The sequence below is a fragment of the Pseudomonas orientalis genome (genome assembly GCF_002934065.1).
Lineage (GTDB): Bacteria > Pseudomonadota > Gammaproteobacteria > Pseudomonadales > Pseudomonadaceae > Aquipseudomonas > Aquipseudomonas orientalis_A.
The window spans coordinates 5,901,104-5,923,436 of the sequence record NZ_CP018049.1 but is presented as its reverse complement, the minus strand read 5'-3'; the positions used below and the strand labels follow the sequence as shown (position 1 = coordinate 5,923,436).

At 61.6% G+C, this 22,333-nt stretch carries 18 protein-coding genes; 7 read left to right on the top strand and 11 right to left on the bottom strand.

What is annotated here, in order from left to right; translation table 11 throughout:
• Positions 1-229: 229 nt before the first annotated feature.
• Positions 230-2,413 (bottom strand): DNA helicase II, encoded by a 2,184-nt coding sequence (uvrD, locus tag BOP93_RS26895; protein ID WP_104505190.1) that lies wholly within the window; start codon positions 2,411-2,413, stop codon positions 230-232.
• Between the two features lie 264 nt (positions 2,414-2,677).
• On the opposite strand from uvrD, the gene BOP93_RS26890 reads away from it, so the two are divergent.
• The 3 genes from BOP93_RS26890 (at position 2,678) to BOP93_RS26880 (ending at position 6,993) form a co-directional block, all read left to right on the top strand.
• Entirely contained in the window at positions 2,678-5,551 is a 2,874-nt protein-coding gene (locus BOP93_RS26890; RefSeq protein WP_104505189.1) for a putative bifunctional diguanylate cyclase/phosphodiesterase, read from the top strand.
• Positions 5,552-5,713: 162 nt separating this feature from the next.
• Complete coding sequence (gene hexR / locus BOP93_RS26885; protein ID WP_003187110.1) at positions 5,714-6,580, top strand: transcriptional regulator HexR; 867 nt, start codon at positions 5,714-5,716, stop codon at positions 6,578-6,580.
• Positions 6,581-6,795: 215 nt separating this feature from the next.
• Positions 6,796-6,993: a PA3496 family putative envelope integrity protein gene (locus BOP93_RS26880; protein WP_083203275.1), complete on the top strand. Its 198-nt coding sequence runs from the start codon at positions 6,796-6,798 to the stop codon at positions 6,991-6,993.
• Here the strand turns inward: BOP93_RS26880 and BOP93_RS26875 are convergent.
• Entirely contained in the window at positions 6,923-7,897 is a 975-nt protein-coding gene (locus BOP93_RS26875) for a LysR family transcriptional regulator (protein ID WP_065936559.1), read from the bottom strand. The genes BOP93_RS26880 and BOP93_RS26875 overlap by 71 nt on opposite strands.
• 193 nt (positions 7,898-8,090) lie before the next feature.
• Between BOP93_RS26875 and BOP93_RS26870 the strand changes: the two genes are divergently transcribed.
• Both BOP93_RS26870 and oadA read left to right on the top strand, forming a co-directional pair.
• Positions 8,091-9,506, top strand: coding sequence for an acetyl-CoA carboxylase biotin carboxylase subunit (locus BOP93_RS26870; protein ID WP_003195732.1), 1,416 nt, complete (start codon positions 8,091-8,093; stop codon positions 9,504-9,506).
• 11 nt (positions 9,507-9,517) lie between these two features.
• Entirely contained in the window at positions 9,518-11,326 is a 1,809-nt protein-coding gene (gene oadA, locus BOP93_RS26865; protein ID WP_057726066.1) for a sodium-extruding oxaloacetate decarboxylase subunit alpha, read from the top strand.
• A 77-nt stretch (positions 11,327-11,403) separates the two neighbouring features.
• Here the strand turns inward: oadA and BOP93_RS26860 are convergent, their stop codons facing one another.
• The 4 genes from BOP93_RS26860 to BOP93_RS26845 form a co-directional block, all read right to left on the bottom strand.
• Positions 11,404-12,342, bottom strand: a complete 939-nt coding sequence (locus tag BOP93_RS26860; RefSeq protein WP_104505188.1) for a hypothetical protein — start codon at positions 12,340-12,342, stop codon at positions 11,404-11,406.
• 124 nt (positions 12,343-12,466) lie between these two features.
• Positions 12,467-13,768: an autotransporter outer membrane beta-barrel domain-containing protein gene (locus BOP93_RS26855; protein WP_104505187.1), complete on the bottom strand. Its 1,302-nt coding sequence runs from the start codon at positions 13,766-13,768 to the stop codon at positions 12,467-12,469.
• Between the two features lie 173 nt (positions 13,769-13,941).
• On the bottom strand, positions 13,942-14,712 hold the full coding sequence (locus tag BOP93_RS26850) for an amino acid ABC transporter permease (protein WP_104505186.1): 771 nt from the start codon (positions 14,710-14,712) through the stop codon (positions 13,942-13,944).
• Entirely contained in the window at positions 14,709-15,530 is an 822-nt protein-coding gene (locus BOP93_RS26845) for an ABC transporter substrate-binding protein (RefSeq protein ID WP_104505185.1), read from the bottom strand. The genes BOP93_RS26850 and BOP93_RS26845 overlap by 4 nt, the downstream gene beginning before the upstream one ends.
• Before the next feature lie 114 nt (positions 15,531-15,644).
• Between BOP93_RS26845 and BOP93_RS26840 the strand changes: the two genes are divergently transcribed.
• Positions 15,645-16,547 carry a homocysteine S-methyltransferase family protein gene (locus BOP93_RS26840; protein ID WP_104505184.1) on the top strand — a complete coding sequence of 301 codons (903 nt, stop codon included), beginning with the start codon at positions 15,645-15,647 and terminating at the stop codon, positions 16,545-16,547.
• Positions 16,548-16,616: 69 nt separating this feature from the next.
• On the opposite strand, the gene BOP93_RS26835 is transcribed toward BOP93_RS26840, so the two are convergent.
• The 3 genes from BOP93_RS26835 to BOP93_RS26825 are packed head-to-tail and all read right to left on the bottom strand — an operon-like array spanning position 16,617 to position 18,380.
• Positions 16,617-17,288: a GNAT family N-acetyltransferase gene (locus BOP93_RS26835; protein ID WP_104505183.1), complete on the bottom strand. Its 672-nt coding sequence runs from the start codon at positions 17,286-17,288 to the stop codon at positions 16,617-16,619.
• A 10-nt stretch (positions 17,289-17,298) separates the two neighbouring features.
• Entirely contained in the window at positions 17,299-17,745 is a 447-nt protein-coding gene (locus BOP93_RS26830; protein ID WP_104505182.1) for a GNAT family N-acetyltransferase, read from the bottom strand.
• The gene (locus tag BOP93_RS26825) at positions 17,742-18,380 is read right to left on the bottom strand and encodes an FMN-binding negative transcriptional regulator (protein ID WP_104505181.1); all 639 of its coding nucleotides are present in this window, start codon (positions 18,378-18,380) and stop codon (positions 17,742-17,744) included. The genes BOP93_RS26830 and BOP93_RS26825 overlap by 4 nt, the downstream gene beginning before the upstream one ends.
• 87 nt (positions 18,381-18,467) lie before the next feature.
• Here BOP93_RS26825 and BOP93_RS26820 point away from each other — a divergent pair, with 87 nt between their 5' ends.
• Positions 18,468-20,006, top strand: coding sequence for a PLP-dependent aminotransferase family protein (locus tag BOP93_RS26820; RefSeq protein WP_104505180.1), 1,539 nt, complete (start codon positions 18,468-18,470; stop codon positions 20,004-20,006).
• Between the two features lie 83 nt (positions 20,007-20,089).
• Here BOP93_RS26820 and BOP93_RS26815 read toward each other — a convergent pair whose 3' ends face one another.
• Positions 20,090-21,181: a polyamine ABC transporter substrate-binding protein gene (locus tag BOP93_RS26815; RefSeq protein ID WP_104505179.1), complete on the bottom strand. Its 1,092-nt coding sequence runs from the start codon at positions 21,179-21,181 to the stop codon at positions 20,090-20,092.
• Positions 21,178-22,215, bottom strand: a complete 1,038-nt coding sequence (locus tag BOP93_RS26810) for a histone deacetylase family protein (protein WP_104505178.1) — start codon at positions 22,213-22,215, stop codon at positions 21,178-21,180. Before BOP93_RS26810 ends, BOP93_RS26815 begins: the two co-directional genes overlap by 4 nt.
• Between the last annotated feature and the right edge of the window lie 118 nt (positions 22,216-22,333).

Genomic DNA, 22,333 nt, shown 5'->3' with positions numbered 1-22,333 from the left:
TAATGTTTCGGGCTTTTGCGTAGGACTGATTCGGAATGGTCTGTAGGAGTTATTACAGATATTGGCCCGCCCTTATTAAAAACAAGGGTGGGCCAAAAACCTTCATGTACAGATCGTTCCCACGCTCCGCGTGGTAACGCGTCCCGTGACACTCTGCGTCACTGCTTTGAGAGCGGACGCGGAGCGTCCCGGGCGGCATTCCCACGCAGAGCGTGGGAACGATCAGACTTCAGACAGCCTCAAGTTTGGCGTAGCCCATCATCAGCCACTTGCTGCCCTCGGCGAAATTCACCTGCACCCGTGCCTGGGCGCCGGCGCCTTCGAAGTTGAGGATCACGCCTTCGCCGAAAATCGCGTGCCTGACCTGCTGGCCCAGGCTGAACGGTGTTTCCGGAATCTCGGAACCGGCAAACATGGTGCTGGAGTTCTGCTGCTGGCCGCCGCCGAACGGGCGGCTGACGCTGTTGGACAGGCGCACTTCCTGGATCAGTCCCTTCGGCACTTCACGTACGAAGCGCGACACCTTGTTGTAGGTCTCGCTGCCGTACAGGCGTCGGGTTTCGGCGTAGGTCATCACCAGGTTCTGCATGGCCCGGGTAATGCCCACGTAAGCCAGGCGACGTTCCTCTTCAAGACGGCCCGGCTCTTCCAGGCTCATCTTGTGCGGGAACAGTCCTTCTTCCATGCCCACCAGGAACACATACGGAAATTCCAGGCCCTTGGCACTGTGCAGGGTCATCAGCTGAATGCTGTCTTCATGTTCGTCAGCCTGGGCGTCCCCCGCCTCCAGCGAAGCATGGCCAAGGAAGGCGGCGAGTGGCGTAAGGTCCTCTTCGTTCTCGGCGTTTTCGAATGCGCGGGCGGCGCTCACCAATTCCTCAAGGTTTTCTACCCGGGCCTGGCCTTTTTCGCCTTTTTCAGCCTCGTGGTAGGCGATCAGCCCGGATTGTTCGATCACGGTCTGGGTCATCAGATGCAGGGGCATTTCCGCGCATTTGGCCCCAAGGTTCTCGATCAGCTCGACAAACACACCCAAGGCGCCGGCTGCGCGGCCCGTCAGGCCTTTATTGGCGATGAGCAGGCGCATGGCCTCCCACATCGACACATCGGCATGGCGGGCGTGCTCGCGAATGGCCTCGACGGTTTTTTCGCCGATGCCACGGGCCGGGATATTGATTACCCGCTCCAGCGCCGCGTCGTTGCCCCGACCTTCCAGCAAGCGCAGGTAGGCCATGGCGTTCTTGATTTCCGCACGCTCGAAGAAGCGCTGGCCACCGTAGATGCGATACGGGATGCGCTCGCGCAACAAAGCTTCTTCCAATACCCGCGATTGGGCGTTGGAGCGGTAAAGAATGGCGATATCGCTGCGCGAAAGGCCGGTTTTCAACGCACCTTCGATGGTTTCCACCACGTAGCGCGCTTCATCGTGTTCGTTGAAGGCGGCGTACAGGTTGATCGCTTCGCCTTCGCCGCCGTCGGTCCACAGCTCTTTGCCCAGGCGCCCGGTGTTGTTGGCGATCAAGGCGTTGGCGGCCTTGAGAATCCCGGCGGTGGAGCGGTAGTTCTGCTCAAGGCGGATGGTCACCGCGTCCGGGAAGTCCTCGGAGTACTGATAGATGTTCTCGATTTTCGCGCCGCGCCAGCCGTAGATCGACTGGTCGTCGTCACCGACCACCATCAGGCTGTCGCCACCCTTGGCCAGCAGGCGCAACCAGGCGTACTGCACGGCGTTGGTGTCCTGGAACTCGTCCACCAGAACGTGCCGGAAACGCTTCTGGTAATGGGCCAGCAAGCCGGGGTTGTCGCGCCACAGGTCGAGGGCACGCAACAGCAGTTCGGAGAAGTCGATCACGCCGGCGCGTGCGCAGGCCGCCTCGTAGGCTTCATAGATGCTGCGCATGGTGGCCAGGAACAGATCGCCGCTGGCCTGGATATGCTGCGGACGCAGGCCTTCGTCTTTCTGGCCGTTGATAAACCACTGGGCCTGGCGCGCCGGCCAGCGTTGCTCGTCGAGGCCCAGCTCGCGGATCACGCGCTTGACCAGACGTTGCTGATCGTCGCTGTCGAGGATCTGGAATGTCTGGGCCAGCCCCGCTTCCTGCCAATGCGCCCGCAACAGGCGGTGTGCCAGGCCGTGGAAGGTGCCCACCCACATGCCGGCCGGGCTGATGCCCATCAGTTGCTCGATGCGATGGCGCATCTCGGCGGCAGCCTTGTTGGTGAACGTCACCGACAGGATGGAATGGGGCGACGCGTTCTCGACCTGGATCAACCAGGCGATACGGTGCACCAGCACTCGGGTTTTACCGGAGCCGGCACCGGCCAGGACCAACTGACGGCCAACGGGGGCCGCTACGGCCTGGCGTTGGGCATCGTTGAGGGAGTTCAGCAGAAGGGAGAGATCATCGCGCATCGGCGCATTCTAGGGTGCCGGGGGAAGACGGGCAAACCCCAATGCCAGGCGCCCGACGGAAAACCGCCTGCGGGCCAACATTCTGCGGGGCGCGGATGACCGGTCGGTCATGCGCCACAGCCCGCGTGGCGTCTCGTTCAAGCTGTCTGGAACAACGCTTTGCGCCCAACAGCCGGGCGCTTTTTATGATCTGGAGCAGTTTGGTCCGAGCGTTTGCTTGTGTATGCTCCGTCGACGTTTCGGGCCATTATAAGAACACTGCCTATGACCTTTGACACTGACCTGTTCGGCCCTTCGGCGGCGCCTGCGCAGGTTATCCGCAAACATTACGCCACCCAGATGGCGGTGGAGCGGACACGCCTGTTGTATCAGGGCTCGTTGGTGCCAACCCTGCTGATGCTGGTCAATGGTTTGGTCTGCGCCTGGCTGTTGTGGGACCCCGCGCAATACCTGCTCGACAGCGCCTGGCTGGTCTGGCTGCTGGCGCTGGTGGCGATGCGGGTCATCCAGGTGGCGGCCTTTGAGTCGGCCATGCCCAGCCGCCAGGCCCAGCCGGTCTGGCGCCGGATGTTCATGCTCGGCTCGGCGGTCAGCGGCCTGACCCTGTCGATCGCCGCCATCGCCCTGGTGCCCACCGACAGCTTCATGCAACAGGCCTGGGTGTTCGGCCTGATCGGCGCGGCGACGTTGTCGGCCAGCGTGGCGTATGCCGTCAGCCTCTGGGCCTTTGTGTCTTTCGCCTTGCCGTGTCTGTTGCCGGTCATCGTGTATCTGTTCTGGGACGGCACCTCGCAGCAACAGGGCTGGGGCGTGCTCGGTGTGATCCTGCTGGCGTCGTTGAGCGTGGTGGCGTGGCAGGTCAACCGCCTGATCCAGCGCGGGCTGTTGCGACGTTTCCAGAACCAGGCCTTGATCGAGCATTTGCAGCAGGCCCGGCGCCGCAGCGAGCAGTTGAACCAGGCGCTGATGCGCGAAGTCGAGCAGCGTCGCCAGGTCGAACAGGACTTGCGTGACGCCCAGGCCGGCCTGCAAGACCGTATGGCCCTGCGCGGCCAGGAGCTGGACGCCGCCAGCCTCGCCCTGAACAAAAGCGAGGCGCGCCTGGCCATGGCGCTGCAAGCCAGTGAGCTGGGCCTGTGGGACTGGAATCTGCAAACCGATGAGGTGCACCACACCCACCTCAAGGAGCTGTTCGGCCTGGAACCCGAGTACGTCACCGCGATGCTCAGTCATCTCAAACCGCGCCTGCACCCCGACGACCTGCCGCTGCTCAAGCACGCGTTGGTGGAGCACCTCAAGGGCCGCAGCGAGGATTATCAGGTCGAATACCGGATACGCCATGGCGACGGGCATTGGGTGTGGATCGAGGACCGTGGGCGTGCGGTAGAGCGTTCGCCTGGTGGGCGGGTGATCCGCATGCTCGGTACGCGGCGCGACATCAGTGCCGGCAAGGCCCTGGAAGAACAGCAACGGCTTGCCTCGACGGTGTTCGAGGCGGCCAGCGAAGGCATCGTGATTCTCGACCCCAACTACGTGCTGATCGCGGTCAACCAGGCGTTCAGCCGCGTCACCGGTTTTGACATCGACGACATGCTCGGGCGCAATGTCGTGGAGTTACCCTGCAGTCGCGATGCCCGGCGGCACTTCCCGGTGATTCGCCAAGCATTGCTCAGCCACGGCACCTGGCAGGGCGAGCTGGTGGAGACGCGCAAGAACGGCGAGCTGTACCCGCAGTGGCTGCACCTGAGCGTGGTGCGCGATGCTCGCGGCAATGTCAGTCATATCGTCGGTTTTTTCGCCGATCTGTCCGCGCGGCGCGAGTCCGAGGAGCGCATGCGCTACCTCACTCATTACGATGAGCTGACGGGCCTGGCCAATCGTTCGCTGTTTCGCGAACGGCTGCGCGAAGCGCATCAGCGCGTGCGTCAGGGTGGGCGCAGCCTGGCGCTGCTGCACATCAACCTCGACCGTTTCAAGCTGCTCAATGACAGCCTGGGCCATGAAGTGGCCGACCAGCTATTGCAGAAGATGGCACGGCGGCTGATCAACGCACTGCCGGAAGCCGACACCATTGCCCGCCTGTCCGGTGACGAATTCGCGGTGCTGTTCGATGCCTATGGCAACTTGTCGAGCCTGGCGCGCGTGGCGACCCGGCTCTTGGCAAAGCTGCGCGTGCCGGTGACGGTGGAGGGCCATGAGCTGGTGGTCAGCGCCTCCATGGGCGTCAGCCTGCTGCCGGATAATGCGCGGGAAATTTCTGCGCTGGTCAGCCAATCGAATATGGCGATGCAGCACGCCAAGCACCTGGGCGGGAATAATTTCCAGTTCTACACCGACAGCCTGCAAGCCAGCACCCTGGAGCGCCTGCAGCTGGAAAACCATCTGCGCAAGGCCATCGACGAAGGCCAGCTCACGGTGTTCTACCAACCCAAACTGTGCCTGGCCACCGGCAAGCTCAATGCGGTGGAGGCCCTGGTGCGCTGGGAACATCCGCAATGGGGCCTGGTGCCGCCGGGGGACTTTATCGGTCTGGCCGAAGAAACCGGCCTGATCGTGCCGTTGGGCGAGGCGGTGTTGCGCAAGGCCTGCTGGCAGGCCTGTGAGTGGCAGCGTCAGGGGTTGGCGCCGATGCGCGTGTCGGTGAACCTCTCGGTGCATCAGTTGCGCCAGGGCAAGCTGGTCAGCCTGGTGCGCCAGGTGCTGGAAGAGACCGGGCTGGACCCGCAATACCTCGAGTTGGAACTGACCGAAAGTCAGCTGCTCGACAGTGTCGAGCACATCATCACGACCTTCCGGCAGTTGCGTGAGCTGGGCGTGAAGCTGGCCATCGACGATTTTGGCACCGGCTATTCTTCCCTCAGCTACCTCAAGCGCATTCCGGTGGACTACGTAAAAATCGACCAGACCTTTATCCGGGGGCTTGGCCAGGGCCGTGAGGATGCCGCGATTACCCGGGCGATCATTGCCATGGCCCACGGGTTGGCGCTCAAAGTGGTGGCCGAAGGCGTGGAAGATCAGCAGCAACTGGATTTCCTGCGAAGCGAGGGCTGCGACGAGGTGCAGGGCTATCTGATCAGCCGCCCGATGCACGCCGAGGGGCTCGCAGATTTGTTACGGAAAAATCCGGAATTTCCTTAGAGACTCGGGTGTCGCCCCTGTGGCTACAAAGCCTCCACCCTTAATTTCAGTGGGGGAGGGGGCGATTTAGTGCTGCATCAGGCGGGCAAAACGGCAATTCTTGTAGTATAACTACAAGCTTGCTACATCCCTGGCGTCTGCCAATAACAAGAGTCCTGCCCTTTGAACCTGTTGCAACATATCGCCCAGTCGCGCCACCTGTTACGCAAATCGGAACTCAAGGTTGCCGATCACGTGCTGCTTGACCCTGCGGCCGTGATGCACAGTTCCATGGCTGACCTGGCCCACAGCGTGGGCATCAGCGAGCCGACCATCGTGCGCTTCTGCCGCGCCATCGGTTGCTCCGGGTTCCAAGACTTGAAACTCAAGTTGGCGCAAAGCCTGGCCGCCGGGGCGAGCTTCGGCCAGTTTGCGATCCATGAAGACGACTCCGTCGCCGACTACAGCCTGAAAATCTTCGACACCACGTTGCATACGCTGATGGAAGTGCGCGAGAAGCTCGACCCGGTAGCGCTGCAAAAGGCCGTGACCGCCATGTCCCAGGCCCAGCGCGTGGAGTTCTATGGCTTTGGTGCCTCCGGTGCGGTGGCAGCCGACGCCCAGCACAAATTCTTCCGCCTGCTGCTCACGGCGGCGGCCTACAGCGACCCGCACATGCAGGCAATGTCGGCGGTGACCTTGAAGCCCACCGACGTGGCCATCTGTATTTCCCAGTCCGGTCGCTCCAAAGACCTGCTCATCACCGCCAACCTGGTGCGTGAAAGCGGCGCTTCGCTGATTACCCTGTGCCCGAGCCAGACGCCATTGGCGGAGCTGTCCACGGTGAACCTGGCGATCGACGTGCATGAAGACACCGAGATCTACACGCCGCTGACCTCGCGCATTGCTCACCTGGTGGTGATCGACGTTTTGGCGATGGGGGTTGCCATGGCCCGCGGGCCAAGCCTGGTCAACCACCTCAAGAGCGTGAAGCGCAGTTTGCGCAGCCTGAGGTTGTCGCCCAAGTCGGTCAAAGCCCTCGACGACTGATTCAAGGCCATACTCGGCCGAAATGTGGGAGGGGGCTTGCCCCCGATAGCGCAGTGTCAGTCACCCGATTCATTGACTGACGCACCGCCATCGGGGGCAAGCCCCCTCCCACATTTGCATCCGTTGTGTGTCCAGAATCTTCACCGGGTTGTCATCGTCGTGTCATCCCCCGTGCCCATCCTGTACTCCCCGCACTCGCATTGGGAGACTCCAAAATGGCCCGGACCTACGAAGACAGCAACAGCACCGTCAAGACCCGTCGTCAGCAGGAAGACCAGCGCCGCATGGCGTTCCGTCGCGCAATCGAAGACCGCTGTGACCAGCGCCAGCTGCTGCAGAGCATCAGTGACTACCCGGAACTGCATTGGCAGGCGCCCTTGGCTGCCCAGCGAAGCGCTCAGCCAGGGCGCTGATCTGTACCCGTTCGCTGCGGATAAAGCCCAGGAACGCATGGGCCACCGGTGACAGCCGCTTGGCTTTGGCTTGCACCAGGCACCAACTGCGGTACAGCGGCAGTTCGTCCACCGCCAGCTCCTTGAGCCCGCCGGTGGCCAGTTCCAGGTTCAAGGCGTGGCGCGTCAGCAGGGCCACGCCTAAACCGGCGACCACGCACTCACGCTGCGCCTCGGCCGAGGCCACTTCCACGGTCTGGGTGAAGTGCACGCGTTTTTCCTTGAAGTACTCTTCGCACGCCAGTCGTGTGCCGGAACCCGGTTCACGGATGAGCAGGGTGTAGGGTTCCAGGTCCTGCAGGCGCAGCGGCCCTTTCAGGCTCAACGGATGATCCGGCAGCGCCACGGCGACGATCGGATTATTCAGGAACGGCAGGAATTCCAGCCCCATGTCCTGGGGCACCATGGACATGATCACCAGGTCGTCGCGGTTGTCCGAGAGCCGGCGGATCACCTGGGCGCGATTGACCACGGTCAGGTGCAATTGCACCTCCGGGTGCTGGCGCTTGAAGGCGGCGAACAGGTGCGGCACGAAGTATTTGGCGCTGGACTCCACCGCCAGCTTCAATTGGCCCTGCAGTGAGCCCTGCATGTCCGAGAGCTGCATATCGAGGTTTTCCAGGCGGCCGAAAATATCCCGGCTGGCCCGTTGCAGCGCTTCGGCGGCCTCGGTCATGTAGAGCTTTTTGCCGACATAGTCGAACAGCGGCTGGCCGATAAGCTCTTCGAGCTGGCGAATTTGCAGGCTGACGGCCGGTTGAGTCAGAGACATTTCCTCGGCTGCGCGGCTATAGGAACGCAAATCACACACTTCATTGAAAATCTGCAACTGACGCAATGTCATACGCATCAATGACTTACGCATTAAATAATTCCCCGCTCAGCGATCATCCCACCAACTATAAGTCTTTACTTATACACAACCCAATAATTATTGATTTTTGTTAATCCCTCGGTGCGCATAGTGTGTGTCTCGCGACTGTCATGAAACATTTGGTCACGCGCTGACCTTGTTACTAAGGTCAAAGACGCAGCAATCGGCTCAAGGGAATTTCCAAGTGATAAAAAAGATCCTGATCGCCAACCGTGGTGAAATTGCCGTACGAATCGTGCGTGCCTGCGCCGAGATGGGCATTCGCTCGGTCGCGGTTTATTCGGACGCCGACCGCCACGCGTTGCACGTCAAGCGTGCCGACGAAGCCCACAGCATCGGGGCCGAGCCCCTGGCCGGTTACCTGAACCCGCGCAAGCTGGTGAACCTGGCCGTGGAAACCGGCTGCGATGCACTGCACCCGGGCTACGGTTTCCTGTCGGAAAATGCCGAGCTGGCGGACATCTGTGCCGAACGCGGGATCAAATTCATCGGCCCGTCCGCCGAAGTCATCCGCCGCATGGGCGACAAGACCGAAGCGCGGCGCAGCATGATCAAGGCCGGTGTGCCGGTCACGCCGGGCACCGAAGGCAACGTCGCCGACATCCATGAAGCCCTCACCGAAGGCGACCGTATCGGTTACCCGGTGATGCTCAAGGCCACTTCCGGTGGTGGCGGTCGCGGGATTCGTCGTTGCAACAGTCGCGAAGAACTCGAGCAAGCCTTTCCCCGGGTGATTTCCGAAGCCACCAAGGCCTTTGGTTCGGCGGAAGTGTTTCTGGAAAAGTGCATCGTCAATCCTAAGCACATCGAGGCGCAGATCCTCGGTGACAGCTTTGGCAACGTGGTGCACCTGTTCGAGCGTGATTGCTCGATCCAGCGCCGCAACCAGAAGCTCATTGAAATCGCCCCCAGCCCGCAGCTGACCCCGGAACAGCGCGCCTACATCGGCGACCTGTCGGTGCGCGCGGCCAAGGCCGTGGGCTACGAGAACGCCGGCACCGTGGAGTTCCTGCTCGCCGAGGGCGAGGTGTACTTCATGGAGATGAACACCCGGGTGCAGGTGGAACACACCATCACCGAGGAAATCACCGGGATCGACATCGTCCGCGAGCAGATTCGTATCGCCTCGGGCCTGCCGCTGTCGGTGAAACAGGAAGATATCCAGCACCGAGGTTTTGCGTTGCAGTTCCGCATCAACGCCGAAGACCCGAAGAACAACTTCCTGCCCAGCTTCGGCAAGATCACCCGTTACTACGCCCCCGGCGGCCCCGGCGTGCGTACCGACACGGCGATCTACACCGGCTACACCATCCCGCCGTTCTACGACTCCATGTGCCTGAAACTGGTGGTGTGGGCGTTGACCTGGGAAGAAGCCATGGACCGCGGCCTGCGCGCCCTGGACGACATGCGCCTGCAAGGCGTGAAGACCACCGCCGCCTATTACCAGGAAATCCTGCGCAACCCGGAATTCCGCAGCGGCCAGTTCAATACCAGCTTCGTGGAAAGCCACCCTGAGCTGACCAACTATTCGATCAAGCGCAAACCCGAAGAGCTGGCCCTGGCCATCGCCGCCGCCATCGCCGCCCACGCAGGCCTGTGAGGAATATAACAATGAGCAAAAAGATCTTCGTAACCGACACCATCCTGCGCGACGCTCACCAATCGTTGCTGGCGACCCGCATGCGCACCGATGACATGCTGCCGATCTGCGACAAGCTCGACAAAGTCGGCTACTGGTCCCTGGAAGTCTGGGGCGGCGCCACCTTTGACGCTTGCGTACGCTTCCTGAAGGAGGACCCGTGGGAGCGCCTGCGCCAACTGCGCGCGGCATTGCCCAACACGCGCCTGCAAATGCTGCTGCGCGGCCAGAACCTGCTGGGCTACCGCCACTACAGCGATGACGTGGTAAAAGCCTTCGTCGCCAAGGCCGCTGTGAATGGCATCGACGTGTTCCGCATCTTTGATGCGATGAACGACGTGCGTAACCTGCGCGTGGCCATCGAAGCGGTCAAGGCCGCCGGCAAGCACGCCCAGGGCACCATCGCCTATACCACCAGCCCGGTGCACACCGTCGATGCATTCGTGGCCCAGGCCAAGCAGTTGGAGTCCATGGGCTGCGACTCGATCGCGATCAAGGACATGGCCGGCCTGCTGACGCCGTACGCCACCGGCGAACTGGTCAAGGCGCTCAAGGCCGAGCAGAACCTGCCGATCTTTATCCACTCCCACGACACCGCCGGCCTGGCCGCGATGTGCCAGCTCAAGGCCATCGAAAACGGTGCCGACCATATCGACACCGCCATCTCCAGCTTCGCCTGGGGCACCAGCCACCCGGGCACCGAGTCGATGGTCGCGGCCCTCAAAGGCAGCGAGTTCGACACCGGCCTCGACCTGGAACTGCTGCAGGAAATCGGCCTGTACTTCTATGCCGTGCGCAAGAAGTACCACCAGTTCGAAAGCGAATTCACCGCTGTGGACACCCGCGTGCAAGTCAACCAGGTGCCGGGCGGGATGATTTCCAACCTGGCCAACCAGTTGAAAGAGCAGGGCGCCCTGAACCGTATGAGCGAAGTGCTGGCCGAAATACCGCGCGTGCGTGAAGACCTCGGCTTCCCGCCGCTGGTGACCCCGACTTCGCAGATTGTCGGTACCCAGGCATTCTTCAACGTGCTGGCCGGCGAGCGTTACAAGACCATCACCAACGAAGTGAAGTTGTACCTGCAAGGCGGTTACGGCAAGGCGCCGGGCACCGTGAACGAGAAGCTGCGGCGCCAGGCCATCGGCAGCGAAGAGGTCATCGACGTGCGCCCAGCCGACCTGCTCAAGCCGGAAATGACCAAGCTGCGCGGTGAAATCGGCGCGCTGGCCAAGTCTGAAGAAGACGTGCTGACCTACGCCATGTTCCCGGACATTGGGCGCAAGTTCCTCGAGGAGCGCGACGCCGGCACCCTGGCCCCTGAAGTGCTGCTGCCGATTCCGGAAGCGGGCGGTGTGGCCCGCGCCGGTGGCGAGGGCGTGCCGACCGAGTTTGTCATCGACGTGCACGGCGAAAGCTACCGGGTGGACATCACCGGTGTCGGCGTGAAGGCCGAAGGCAAGCGTCACTTCTACCTGTCCATCGACGGCATGCCTGAAGAAGTGGTGTTCGAACCGCTCAACGAATTTGTCAGCAGCGGCGGCAGCAAGCGCAAGCACGCAACCGAACCGGGCCATGTCAGCACGGCAATGCCGGGCAATATCGTCGATGTGCTGGTCAAGGAAGGCGATGTGGTCAAGGCCGGCCAGGCCGTACTGATTACCGAAGCCATGAAGATGGAAACCGAAGTGCAGGCAGCGATTGCCGGCAAGGTGACCGTCGTTCATGTGGCCAAGGGCGACCGGGTCAATCCGGGTGAGATCCTGATTGAGATCGAAGGCTGATAACAGCCTTCGAGACTAACGTTTAATCCTCGGGGGGGCAGGTGCCCTCCTTTTTTTTGCCTGAAATTCAGGCCTCGTCAGCAGGCTTTTTTGCGCTTGAAGCTGACAAAGACACCGGTGGCTGTGTAGATCAGCTCCGGGGTCAGGGTTTCAAGGTTATTGGTAAGTCGGTCAAAGCGGCCTTCAATCTGTGCGGCGTCGATGATGCGTAGCTGGCGGTTGAGCAGTTCGTCACTTTCGTGCTCGATCTGGATATCCAGCGTTGCGTCCGCGAGGCTGGCGCGGCTGCCGACTTTCAGGGTGCTGTGTGCTTCGCCCTGGCCTACGTTGAAAGTCAGAGTCGAGTCCGCAGTCATGTTCAAGTCGTGTTTGACTCGGCCTTGTTTTTTCAACGCCGGGTCGAGCACCAGCGTACCGGCGACGTCAAGTTGGGTCACTGTGCCACCGGCATAGGTGGCGCCGTGTTCAACCGTGACTGTGCCGCCGATGCGGCTCTGGTTGATCAGCGTGGCGCCGCTCTGAACCCTGCCTCGTTGGTTGGCATCCAGTGCGCCGGTCAGGGTCCAGGCGCCTGTGTTGACGTCCAGTTGCTGAACCTGGCGGGCACCGTTGAACGTGCCGCCCTTGCTATCGTCCAGGATGACTTGGTTGGTACCGCTGCCACCGTCCACCTCGCCGCTGAATCGGGCCTTGCTGCGCACGGTCAACACGTCGTCGCCAGCGCCCATGTCCAGGGCGACGCCGTTGGCGCCGCTGATCAGGCCGTTATTGACGACCCTGTCGTTAAAGTTTCCTACCAGCTTCACCCCATAGCCATTGCGGCCTTTGATGGTGCCGTTGTTGACCAGCAACGTGCTGCCATAGTCAGGTCCCGAGTGTCTGTTATCGACCCGCACGCCATCATGCTCGCCGCTGATGAGGCCGTGGTTGTAGAGGTCGTCACCGGCGCTGGTCGCCGAGGCAGGATGGAGCGCTTGCGGGGGAAAGACTGCGGACTGGTTAGATACTCGCGACATTGGATTTCGACCTCACGTGGGCTGGAGGTCGAAAACTAACGCAAGGAAAAGCTCGTCGCTGTCGGCGGTGGCGCCCAGGCTTGTAAGAGGGCTCGCTAATGGCGTGGCCTCTTACGGCGCTCGGTTAAAAGCTCATCGTCCACTGCCCCTTGATACCTTGATTGCGGCTATGGGTACCCGCCTGGCCGCTGTAGCTCAGGCCCAGCGTGTGTTGTCTGGACAAGGCCAGGTCCACGCCGGCGTTCACGTCCAGGCTGTTTCGATCCAATGACGTACCGGTGATGGTGAAGCCGTCCAGTGCCACTGGAGCATTGCGATAGGCTTGGCGCACCCGGCTGTCGACCGCGCCGTAGAGATGCTTCCAGCCGGCGCTGAGGTGGGGCGTGAGGCTGACCTGATTATCGAAGCGGTACACCGTCGCCAAGCGCAGGCCGACCGTACTGCTCATGTTCTGCTGGGTCTGTGCGCCGACGTTGAGTGCGGTCAGGCCACCGCTTTCCTTGAAGCTGTCGCGGTGATAACGCTGGTAGCCCAGGCCGGCGAAAGGCTCGATGCCGAAGTCCTGGCTGCCCAATTGATAGCCCAGTTCCGAGAACAGCGTTTGGCTTTGAGCGTCGTAGCGAGACTTGAGCTGGTCCTTGTAATCGAGCAGATTGACGTTGCGTCTGTTGGTCCCGGCATGGCTGCTGTAGATCGCACCCAGGCGCAGCGCCAGTGGGCCGTCCTGGCGCACCGCGTAGGCACCCAGATGCAAGCTGTCCAGCTCGGCGGAAAAGCGCTGGGCGTCAAGATTGCTCGCGGATTTGGCACCCATCACACCCACGCGCCAGGCTTGGTCCACCGCCCAGTCTGCGCCCAGCAACAGGCCACGGGTAGCGTGTTTCAGGCCGGCGCTGCCGCTTCGTGAATCGAGGTTGCCGTCGTTGCCCAGCCCCTGCACCCAAAAGTGATTATCCTCGTCGGTGGGCAAGGCGCGCAGGATCGAGAGTAGTTGATTGCTGATTTGGCCGGTGACGGCGTGGGTGGCAGTGGCCAGGTTAGCGTTTTGGCTGCCGGCCAATTGTTCAAGGGCTGCGCCGATCCCGCCGGGCTGTCCGGCCAGCGCTTCATTTACCTTTTGCAGCGCCTTTATTTCTTCCGAGGTCAGTTCACCGGAATTGAGCACATCAAGCAGCGCAGGCTCCAGCACCTTGGCGACCTGCACGCCGTTATAGGTGGTGGCCTGGCCAATGAGGTAACCGGCGTACGGCGGCGGGGAAGGCGGTGCATCGAATTCGGGTTGTAAGGCCCAATCAGTGTCGGCCGAATCGTAAGGCTGATAAAAAAACGGCCTGTATTCGATATCGCCGCGTGCTTGCGCGGGTTGAACACTGATGGCCACTGCAAGGCTGATGAATGCAGCGATTCTTGAAGGTATAAAAGACATGAATTGCCGACCTCTGATGAATGAGGCCGGGAATGTAGCGAGGTCGACGAGGGATAACTGTCAGGCCACTGACCGCTGGTTTGCGGGAGTTGTCCTTAACAGGGTGCGATTAAAAACCCATCAGCCATGAGCTGAACAGGTGGTGTCAAGGTGCGACGCAAGGGGGCCGAGCGTCAACTGCGGCGCACGTAACCTTTGCCGAAATGCCGCTCCATGCGCGCCTGGATCAGCTCCAGCCCGAGGGACATCACCCAGTAAATGATCGCTGCCGTGGTAAGCATCTCGATATAGCGGTAGCTCGAGCGGCCATAGGATTGCGCCAGGAACATCACTTCCCAAACGCCCATCACCGAGATCAACGACGAGTCCTTGAGCATCGAGATGAACTGGTTGGTGGCCGGCGGGATGATGGTGCGCATGGCCTGGGGCAGGGTGACATGCCAGAAGATCGCCCGGTCACGCATGCCCAGGGCCAACGCAGCTTCCCGTTGGCCATGGGGCACGCCGAGGATGCCGGCCCGGAAAATCTCGCTCAGGTAAGCGCCGTAGTTCAGCGACAGCGCGATGATCCCGGCGACGATGGCACCCGGCACCAGGCCCAGTTGCGGCAGGCCCAGGTAAATCAGCAGGATCTGGATCAACAACGGCGTGCCGCGAAAGAACGAGGCATAGAAACTGGCGATGCCAAACGCCACGGCGCTTTTCGACAGGCGCCCCAATGCCGTGATAAACCCCAGCAACGACGACACGACGATGGCGCACAGGCACAGGAACAGCGTCAGCGCCGCACCCTGCAGGAAACCATTGGGCGCCAGGTGCAGGCCGACCAGGTTGGGCAGTTTGTCGAGGATGATCGAGAACTTCAGGTCAAAGCTGAGGAAGAAACTCGCAAACAGGGCGAACAGCGCCGCCCAGGTCAGGTAAAGCCGTATACGAAAGCTCATCGGCTGATATCGGCGCCGATCCATTTTTGCGACAGCTTGCTCAGCGTGCCGTCCTGTTTCAATTGCGCGAAGACCTCACGCACTTTGGCGTCCCACTGCGGGTCGCCTTTCTCGATGGCCACCGAGTTGGGCTCCGAATAGAGTGGCTCGCCTGCAAGCTTGAAGCGCTTGTCCTGGGTCAGGCGCGGCTGGGCGGTGACCAGATTGGTGAGAATCGCATCCAGGCGCACGCCGGCGCCCAGGCCCAGATCCTGGAACGCCACGTTGTCGGTGTCGTACGGGGCGATCTGCACATCCTCGAACGGGTACTGCAGCTGCGTGTCTTCGGCGCCTTCGATCACCAGGTTCTTGTTCAGGTAGCTTTCATAGCTGGAGGCGCTGGTGAGGCCGACTTTCTTGCCGCTCAGGTCCTTGGCTTCGTGGATACGATCGTCCTTGGCATTGACCACGATCACGGCCGGCGAGGCGTAATATTCCACCGGGAAGTCGAACACTTCGGCGCGGGCCTTGCTCGGGGTCATGGAGCAGATGCAAATGTCGTAGCGCCCGCTCCAGCGGCCGGCGGCAATGACGTCCCAAGACGGCGTTTCCAGGCGCAGCTTGACACCAAGCTTTTGCGCCACCGCCTTGGCCACATCCACGTCGAAGCCGTCGAGCTGGTTCTGCTCGTTGAGAAATGAGAACGGCGGGTAGCTTTCCATCAGCACGCCCACCAGTTCTTTCTTCTGCTCGACACGATCCAGCGTGGCACCGCCAAAGGCTTGGGTGGACGCAGCCAACAGGGTAAGGCCCAGGGCCAACAGCGGTCTGAATTTCAAAATCGAGCACCTGAATAAAAAAGAGGTTGTTATTAACCGAACGGTACGCATTAAATAGTTATAAGAACGACTCTCATAGTGAGTTATTTTCATAAGCATATGAGTAAAAAGCATATGGGCGCAGTAAGCACAGTAATTCTCGATGGCGGCATGGGCCGTGAACTGCAACGCCGTGGCGCGCCGTTCCGTCAGCCAGAATGGTCGGCACTGGCCTTGAGCGAAGCGCCGCAAGCGGTGGAGGCGGTGCACGCGGCCTATATCGACAGCGGCGCCAACGTGATTACCAGCAACAGCTACGCGGTGGTGCCGTTTCATATCGGTGAAGCGCGGTTCGCTCAGGAGGGTCAGGCGCTGGCCGCCTTGGCCGGTGAGCTGGCGCGACGGGCGGTGGACGCTTCCGGCAAATCGGTGCGCGTTGCCGGCTCACTGCCGCCGTTGTTTGGCTCCTATCGGCCCGACCTGTTCCAGGCCGAGCGCGTGAACGAACTGCTCACACCCCTGGTGCAAGGCCTGGCGCCTCACGTTGACCTGTGGCTGGCGGAAACTCAGAGCTCCATCGTTGAGGCTCGGGCGATTCATGCCGGCCTGCCTAAGGACGGCAAACCGTTCTGGCTGTCGTTTACCTTGAAAGACGAAGACACCGATGACGTACCGCGCCTACGCTCCGGCGAACCGGTGTCGGACGCAGCCGAGGTGGCGGCGCAACTGGGCGTGCAGGTGTTGCTGTTCAACTGCAGCCAGCCGGAAGTGATCGGCGCGGCCATCGATGCGGCGCGTGAAACGTTCGAGCGATTGGGCGTCGCGATCCAGATTGGCGCCTATGCCAACGCTTTCCCGCCGCAACCCAAGGAAGCGACGGCCAACGATGGCCTGGACCCTTTACGCGAAGATCTCGATCCACCCGGTTACCTGCACTGGGCGGCGGATTGGCAGGCGCGCGGCGCCAGTCATCTGGGCGGCTGCTGCGGGATCGGGCCGGAGCATATTGCGGTGTTGGCCGAGCGCCTGGCCCGCTGATTCACCGCAGATCAAAGTGTGGGAGGGGGCAAGCCCCCTCCCACATGGGTTTTGTGCTGCGGGTGAGGTCTAGGCTCGGCATTCGGCCAGTGTTTTGAGCTGGCCGGAACCGGCCTGGTTCGCCTCCGACAACCACGCCTCAAACCCGGCACCCACCTTCGGCCATTCCGAATCCAGAATCGAATACCACGCCGTATCGCGGTTCTGCCCCTTGACCACCATGTGCTGGCGGAACACCCCTTCAAAACTGAACCCCAAGCGCTCGGCCGCATACTTGGACCGCGCATTGCCGTTGTTGCACTTCCACTCCAGCCGACGGTAGCCCTGTTCGAACGCGTACCTGGCCAGCAGGTATACCGCTTCAGTACTTTTCGGCGAGCGCTGCATCGGTGCGCCGAAGGTGACGTGGCCGATTTCGATACGGCCTTGCGCCGGGACGATGGACATCAGGCTGAGGATGCCCTGAACCTGGCCCGTCGCACGGTCGATCACGCTGAAAAAGTACGGGTCGCTGTGGGCGGCGTGGTTGTTCAACCAGGCATCGAAGGCACTGCGCTCTGGGAACGGGCCATAGGGCAGATAATCCCACAGTTTCGGGTCGGCCCCAGGGCCTTCAAGGGCTTGCCACAGTTGATCGGCATGGCGCGCCGGGTCGAGTTTTTCCAGGCGGATAAAGTGCCCTTCAAGCAGTTGCGCGGTGGGCGCCGGGGCGCCTTTCCAGTCGGCGAGGGAAGTAGTCATGCTGCGCTCCTTAAAGACCTTTGCGAAATTGAATGAGGCCTGGGCGTTCAGCGATGCGCTCGTAGAGCTGGATCGCGGTGGCGTTGCTCTCGTGGGTCAACCAGTGCACCTTGCAGCAGCCATCGGCCTTGGCGGTGGCGTAGACGAATTCGATCAACTGTCGACCTATGCCTGTGCCCCGATGGGTGGCAGCCACCAGCAAGTCCTGCAGGTAGCAGGAGTTCTCGATGCTCCAGTTGGAGCGATGGTAGATGAAGTTGACCATGCCCACCGCCTTGCCGTCCTGCCAGGCCAGTGCCGAATGGGTCGGCTCGCTGGCGTCGATCAGGCGTTGCCAGGTGCTTTGGCTGACGGCGTCCGGCAGTTCTGTGTTGTAGAACGCCAAGTAGGCCTGCCACAGCGGCAGCCAGGCGACGTGGTCGGCGGCTGTCACCTGGCGAATGTCGATCAAGCTCATTCTGAAACTCCTTGGGGAATAAAACGGGCGAGGGTCTGGTCGCGTACATCGGCACTGGCGGCCAGGCCGTCACGCACACCGGCCATGTCGGCGGCGCTGCGGTTCTGGCTGAGTTTGCGTTTGCCCACCAGGCGTTCGATCGGCAGGGCAAAGCCGACAATGGCCTTGAGCATGCCGTCAATGTAGTCCGCCGGTGCGTCGCTGACACGCCAGGGTTGCGCGCGGGCGCTTTCATGGCGGTCGGTAAGGGCGGTGACCACCTTGAGCAAGCGCTCGGCGTCGCTGAATACCGCAGGCGTGCCATAGGCGTGCACGGCGATGTAGTTCCAGGTCGGGACCACTTTGCCGTGCTCGACCTTGGCGGGGTAAAACGCCGGGCTGATATAGGCGTCGGCAACGGCGAAGATCACCAGCGCTTCACCGCCATTTTGCAGCTCGCGCCATTGCGGGTTGGCCTTGGCCAAGTGACCGTACAGCGTGCCGTTAGGCCCTTCTTCGGGGTTGAGGAGCAAGGGCAAGTGGCTGGCTTGCAGGCCGTTTTCACCCACGGTTACCAACTGCACCAGGCGGGTGTGCTGGATCAGTTGCTGGATTTCGGGCAAGTCATCGAGAGCAAAGGCGCGGGGTGTGTACATGGAGATTTTCCTTGGCGAATGCCTGCATCCTAGGCAGGCTATTGGTTCGTTGTAAGAGCCATCTAGCGCTATTTTCATTGGTCCAATATGCCGCCTGTTTCGCCACCGTTGTCCTTCAACCCTGCCGGTATAGAGCTGGACCGCCGCCAGGGCCTCACGCGCCAGCTTTATGAGGCCCTGCGCCAGCGGGTATTGGATGGGCGATTGGTCAGCGGCACGCGACTGCCCGCTACCCGTGATCTGGCGGTGGCATTGTCGATTTCCCGCAATAGCGTGGTGCGTGCCTACGATCAACTGTACGCGGAGGGGTTTATCGAAAGCCGGGTCGGTGATGGCACCTATGTTGCCCAATTGCCGATGGCCAAAAAATTATCCACAAAAGTATCCACAGGGTTGTCAACAGGCTTATCCCCAGGGTTATCCACAAAATGGGTGAATTTGCCCGGGGATTTGGATGACGAAGTTATCCACAGTGCCGGCTTGGCGCGGGTAAAAGACCACCATCTACCGCAGCCGCCGTTGGGACCGCCTCGGGCATTTCGCGTGGGCGTACCCGCCTTCGATCTATTCCCGTTTGAGGTATGGGCCAAGCTGAATGGGGCGTTCTGGCGCAAACCCGATCTGGAGCAGCTGTGCTATGGCGACCCGGCTGGTGACGGTCGCCTGCGCGGTTTGATCGCCGCGTACCTGCGCAGCTCGCGCGGCATGCAATGCGCGGCTGAACAAATTGTGATCACCAGCGGCGCACAGCAGGCCATCAGCCTTTGTGCACAGTTGCTGGTGGAGCCTGGGGATGGCGTGGCGGTGGAAAACCCTGGCTATCGCGCGGCCGGCCATGCATTCGCTTTGGCCGGCGGGCGACTGCATGGCGTGCCGGTCGACGGCGAGGGCATGGATTGCCAGGTGCTCAGTACCCTCAATGATTGCCGCGTGGCGTATGTCACGCCTTCCCATCAGTACCCGCTGGGCGTGGTGATGAGCCTGGCGCGGCGCCTGGAGTTGCTGGCCTGGGCCGAACGTTCAGGCGGCTGGATCGTAGAGGACGATTACGACGGCGAGTACCGCTACAGCGGCGCGCCGCTGTCACCATTGGCCGCGCTGGATCGCAATGGCCGCGTGTTGTACGTCGGCACCTTCGGCAAGGTGGCGTTCCCGGCGTTGCGCCTGGGTTACCTGGTATTGCCACCAGGCCTGGTGCAAGCCTTTACCCGGCGCCGCGCCGTGGACATGCGCCACTCCGAAGTCAGCACCCAGGTGGTGATGGCCGAGTTCATGGCGGCTGGGCATTTCCAGCGCCACATTCGCCGGATGCGCCGTGCTGCGTTGAGCCGACGCAATGCCTTGCTGGCCGGTTGGCCCGACGGGTTGCCCGGCGTCGGGCCATTGCCCAGCGTGGCGGCCGGGCTGCACATGACGGTGCGTGTGGACAGCCTGGCACGTGAACAGCTACTGCTCGCCCAGGCCCATGCCGCAGGGATCGAAATCAACGGCCTGAGCAGCTATTGGCTGGCAGGCAGCAGCCCATCACCTGACCAGCGTGCCGGCCTGGTGATGGGGTTTGCCGCTGTGCCTGAAATGCAGATTGCGCAGGCGTTGGGGCGGTTGCGCCAGGCATGGCTGCCGTAGCGCGTGCCTCCTGTTTAGCCGGTAGATAGAGGTAGCCCGGCGAGGCGTTGCTTACGCAGGACTACCGTCAAATCCACCGTGGGTTACTTCCCGGACTTGATTTTGGTCCAGGCCCTCGTCCTGGCACGTTCTGCTTTGCTGCCCAGGGGTTTGAGGGTGTAGAGCGTGGCCATGGCGGCTTCGGTCGGGTACAGGTTGGGGTTGTTGCGGATGGCCGGATCGACCAGTTGAGTCGCATCCTTGTTCGGGTTGGGGTAGCCGACAAAATCGCTGATCGGTGCGATCACCTGGGGTTGCAACAGATAGTTGATAAAGGTGTAGGCGTCCTGTGGGTTCTGCGCACCCTTGGGGATGGCGAGCATGTCGAACCAGATCGGCGCGCCTTCCTTGGGCAGGCGCATGTCCACGGTCACGCCATTCTTGGCTTCCTTGGCACGGTTGGCGGCCTGGGAAAAACTGCCGGAATAGCCCACGGCCACGCAGATGTCGCCATTGGCGATATCGGCCATGTACTTGGACGAATGAAAGTAGGTGATGTACGGGCGGATTTTCATCAGCAGCGCTTCGGCTTTGACATAGTCCGCAGGGTTGCTGCTGTTGGGGTCCAGGCCCAGGTGCTGCAAGGCCAGGGGCAGGATTTCCGAGGGTGAATCCAGCAGCGCAACCCCGCATTGCTTGAGCTTGCTGATGTTCTCTTCCTTGAAGATCAGGTCCCAACTGTCCACCGGTGCGTTATCGCCAAGGGCGGCCTTGACCTTGGCCGGGTTGAAGCCGATGAGAATGGTGCCGTACATGTAGGGCACGGCAAATTTGTTGCCGGGGTCATTGGCTTCGATCAGCTTCATCAGCTTGGGATCGAGGTGGTTCCAGTTCGGCAGTTGGCTGCGGTCCAGGGGCTGGAACACGCCGGCTTCGATCTGCTTGGCCAGGAACACGTTGGACGGCACCACCACGTCATAGCCGGAGTTGCCGGTGAGCAGTTTGGCTTCCAGGGCTTCGTTGGTGTCGAAGATGTCGTACACCAGTTTGATCGTTGGGTTCTGTGCCTTGAAATCTTCAAGTGCCTTGGGGGTGATGTAGTCGAACCAGTTGTAGACCTTGAGGGTTTTTTCTTCGGCCTGCGCCGCGCCGCACAGGAGTACCGCGCAGAGAACCAGGGAGGTGAGCTTGTTCATCGGGCCGTTCCTTCTTCGAAACCTTCGAGTACGTTAACGGCGTTGATGCCGATTTCTTCCACCGCGTAACCGCCTTCCATCACGAACAGCGTCGGCTTGCCCAGGCGAGCGATGCGTTGGCCCATGGCCAGGTAGTCCGGGCTGTCGAGCTTGAATTGGGAAATCGGATCGTCCTTGAAGGTATCGACGCCCAGAGACACCACGATGACATCGGCGTCGTAGCGCTCGATCTCGCCGCACGCCTGTTCCAGTGCCGCGCTCCAGCGCTCCCAGCCGGAGCCCGCGGGCAATGGATAGTTGAAGTTGAAGCCCTCTGCGGCGCCGTCCCCCAGTTCATCGGCATAGCCAAGAAAGAACGGAAACTCCCCTTGCGGATCGCCGTGTATGGAGGTGAACAGCACGTCGCTGCGCGCGTAGAAAATCGACTGCGTACCGTTGCCGTGGTGGTAATCGACGTCAAGGATCGCGACCTTTTTCCGGCCCTGATCCAGAAACGCCTGCGCCGCAATAGCAGCGTTGTTGAGGTAGCAATACCCGCCCATCAAATCACTCGCGGCGTGGTGCCCCGGTGGCCGGCAAAGGGCAAAGGCGCTGTGGGCGCCGTGTTGGATCGCCTGCTGCGCGGTGAGCGCAACCTGCGCCGCGCTATAGGCCGCCTGCCAGGTGCCGGCGGTAATCGGTGCGCCGCCGTCGAAGCTGTAGTAACCCAATTGGCCGTGCAGGCTGGTCGGCAACACGCGGCGCAAGGTGCGGGCGGGCCAGGTGTAGGGCAGCAAGTCGCCATCCTGGCCAAATTCGGCCCAGCGTGCCCAGGCGCCTTTGAAAAAGTCGAGGTAGTCCGGGCTGTGGATGCGTTGCAAAGGACCCAGCCCGAAATCGCTGGGTGCCTGTACCGGGCCGAGCTCGCGATCCCTGACGCGCTGCAATACATGGTCGGCACGCGACGGCATTTCGAAACAGGGCATCAGTTGCCCGTCCATTAATTCGCAACGGCCGTGGTGCAGGTGATGATCGTCCGAGTAGATCGTCAGCATGTTGTTGTTCTCCGCAGGCTGAGTGGGGGCTCTGGCAGCAGTGTCGCGATACGCCTGGATTTGGAGAACGGCAGGAGTGGCCAAAAGGGGATCGATATGGCCAATATGTCTGTCCGTA

Coding starts and splice junctions, on each gene's coding strand:
- uvrD (WP_104505190.1), bottom strand. CDS start 2,413: ATGCGCGATGATCTCTCCCTTCTGCTGAACTCCCTCAACGATGCCCAA.
- BOP93_RS26890 (WP_104505189.1), top strand. CDS start 2,678: ATGACCTTTGACACTGACCTGTTCGGCCCTTCGGCGGCGCCTGCGCAG.
- BOP93_RS26880 (WP_083203275.1), top strand. CDS start 6,796: ATGGCCCGGACCTACGAAGACAGCAACAGCACCGTCAAGACCCGTCGT.
- BOP93_RS26875 (WP_065936559.1), bottom strand. CDS start 7,897: ATGCGTAAGTCATTGATGCGTATGACATTGCGTCAGTTGCAGATTTTC.
- oadA (WP_057726066.1), top strand. CDS start 9,518: ATGAGCAAAAAGATCTTCGTAACCGACACCATCCTGCGCGACGCTCAC.
- BOP93_RS26860 (WP_104505188.1), bottom strand. CDS start 12,342: ATGTCGCGAGTATCTAACCAGTCCGCAGTCTTTCCCCCGCAAGCGCTC.
- BOP93_RS26855 (WP_104505187.1), bottom strand. CDS start 13,768: ATGTCTTTTATACCTTCAAGAATCGCTGCATTCATCAGCCTTGCAGTG.
- BOP93_RS26850 (WP_104505186.1), bottom strand. CDS start 14,712: ATGAGCTTTCGTATACGGCTTTACCTGACCTGGGCGGCGCTGTTCGCC.
- BOP93_RS26840 (WP_104505184.1), top strand. CDS start 15,645: ATGGGCGCAGTAAGCACAGTAATTCTCGATGGCGGCATGGGCCGTGAA.
- BOP93_RS26835 (WP_104505183.1), bottom strand. CDS start 17,288: ATGACTACTTCCCTCGCCGACTGGAAAGGCGCCCCGGCGCCCACCGCG.
- BOP93_RS26830 (WP_104505182.1), bottom strand. CDS start 17,745: ATGAGCTTGATCGACATTCGCCAGGTGACAGCCGCCGACCACGTCGCC.
- BOP93_RS26825 (WP_104505181.1), bottom strand. CDS start 18,380: ATGTACACACCCCGCGCCTTTGCTCTCGATGACTTGCCCGAAATCCAG.
- BOP93_RS26820 (WP_104505180.1), top strand. CDS start 18,468: ATGCCGCCTGTTTCGCCACCGTTGTCCTTCAACCCTGCCGGTATAGAG.
- BOP93_RS26815 (WP_104505179.1), bottom strand. CDS start 21,181: ATGAACAAGCTCACCTCCCTGGTTCTCTGCGCGGTACTCCTGTGCGGC.
- BOP93_RS26810 (WP_104505178.1), bottom strand. CDS start 22,215: ATGCTGACGATCTACTCGGACGATCATCACCTGCACCACGGCCGTTGC.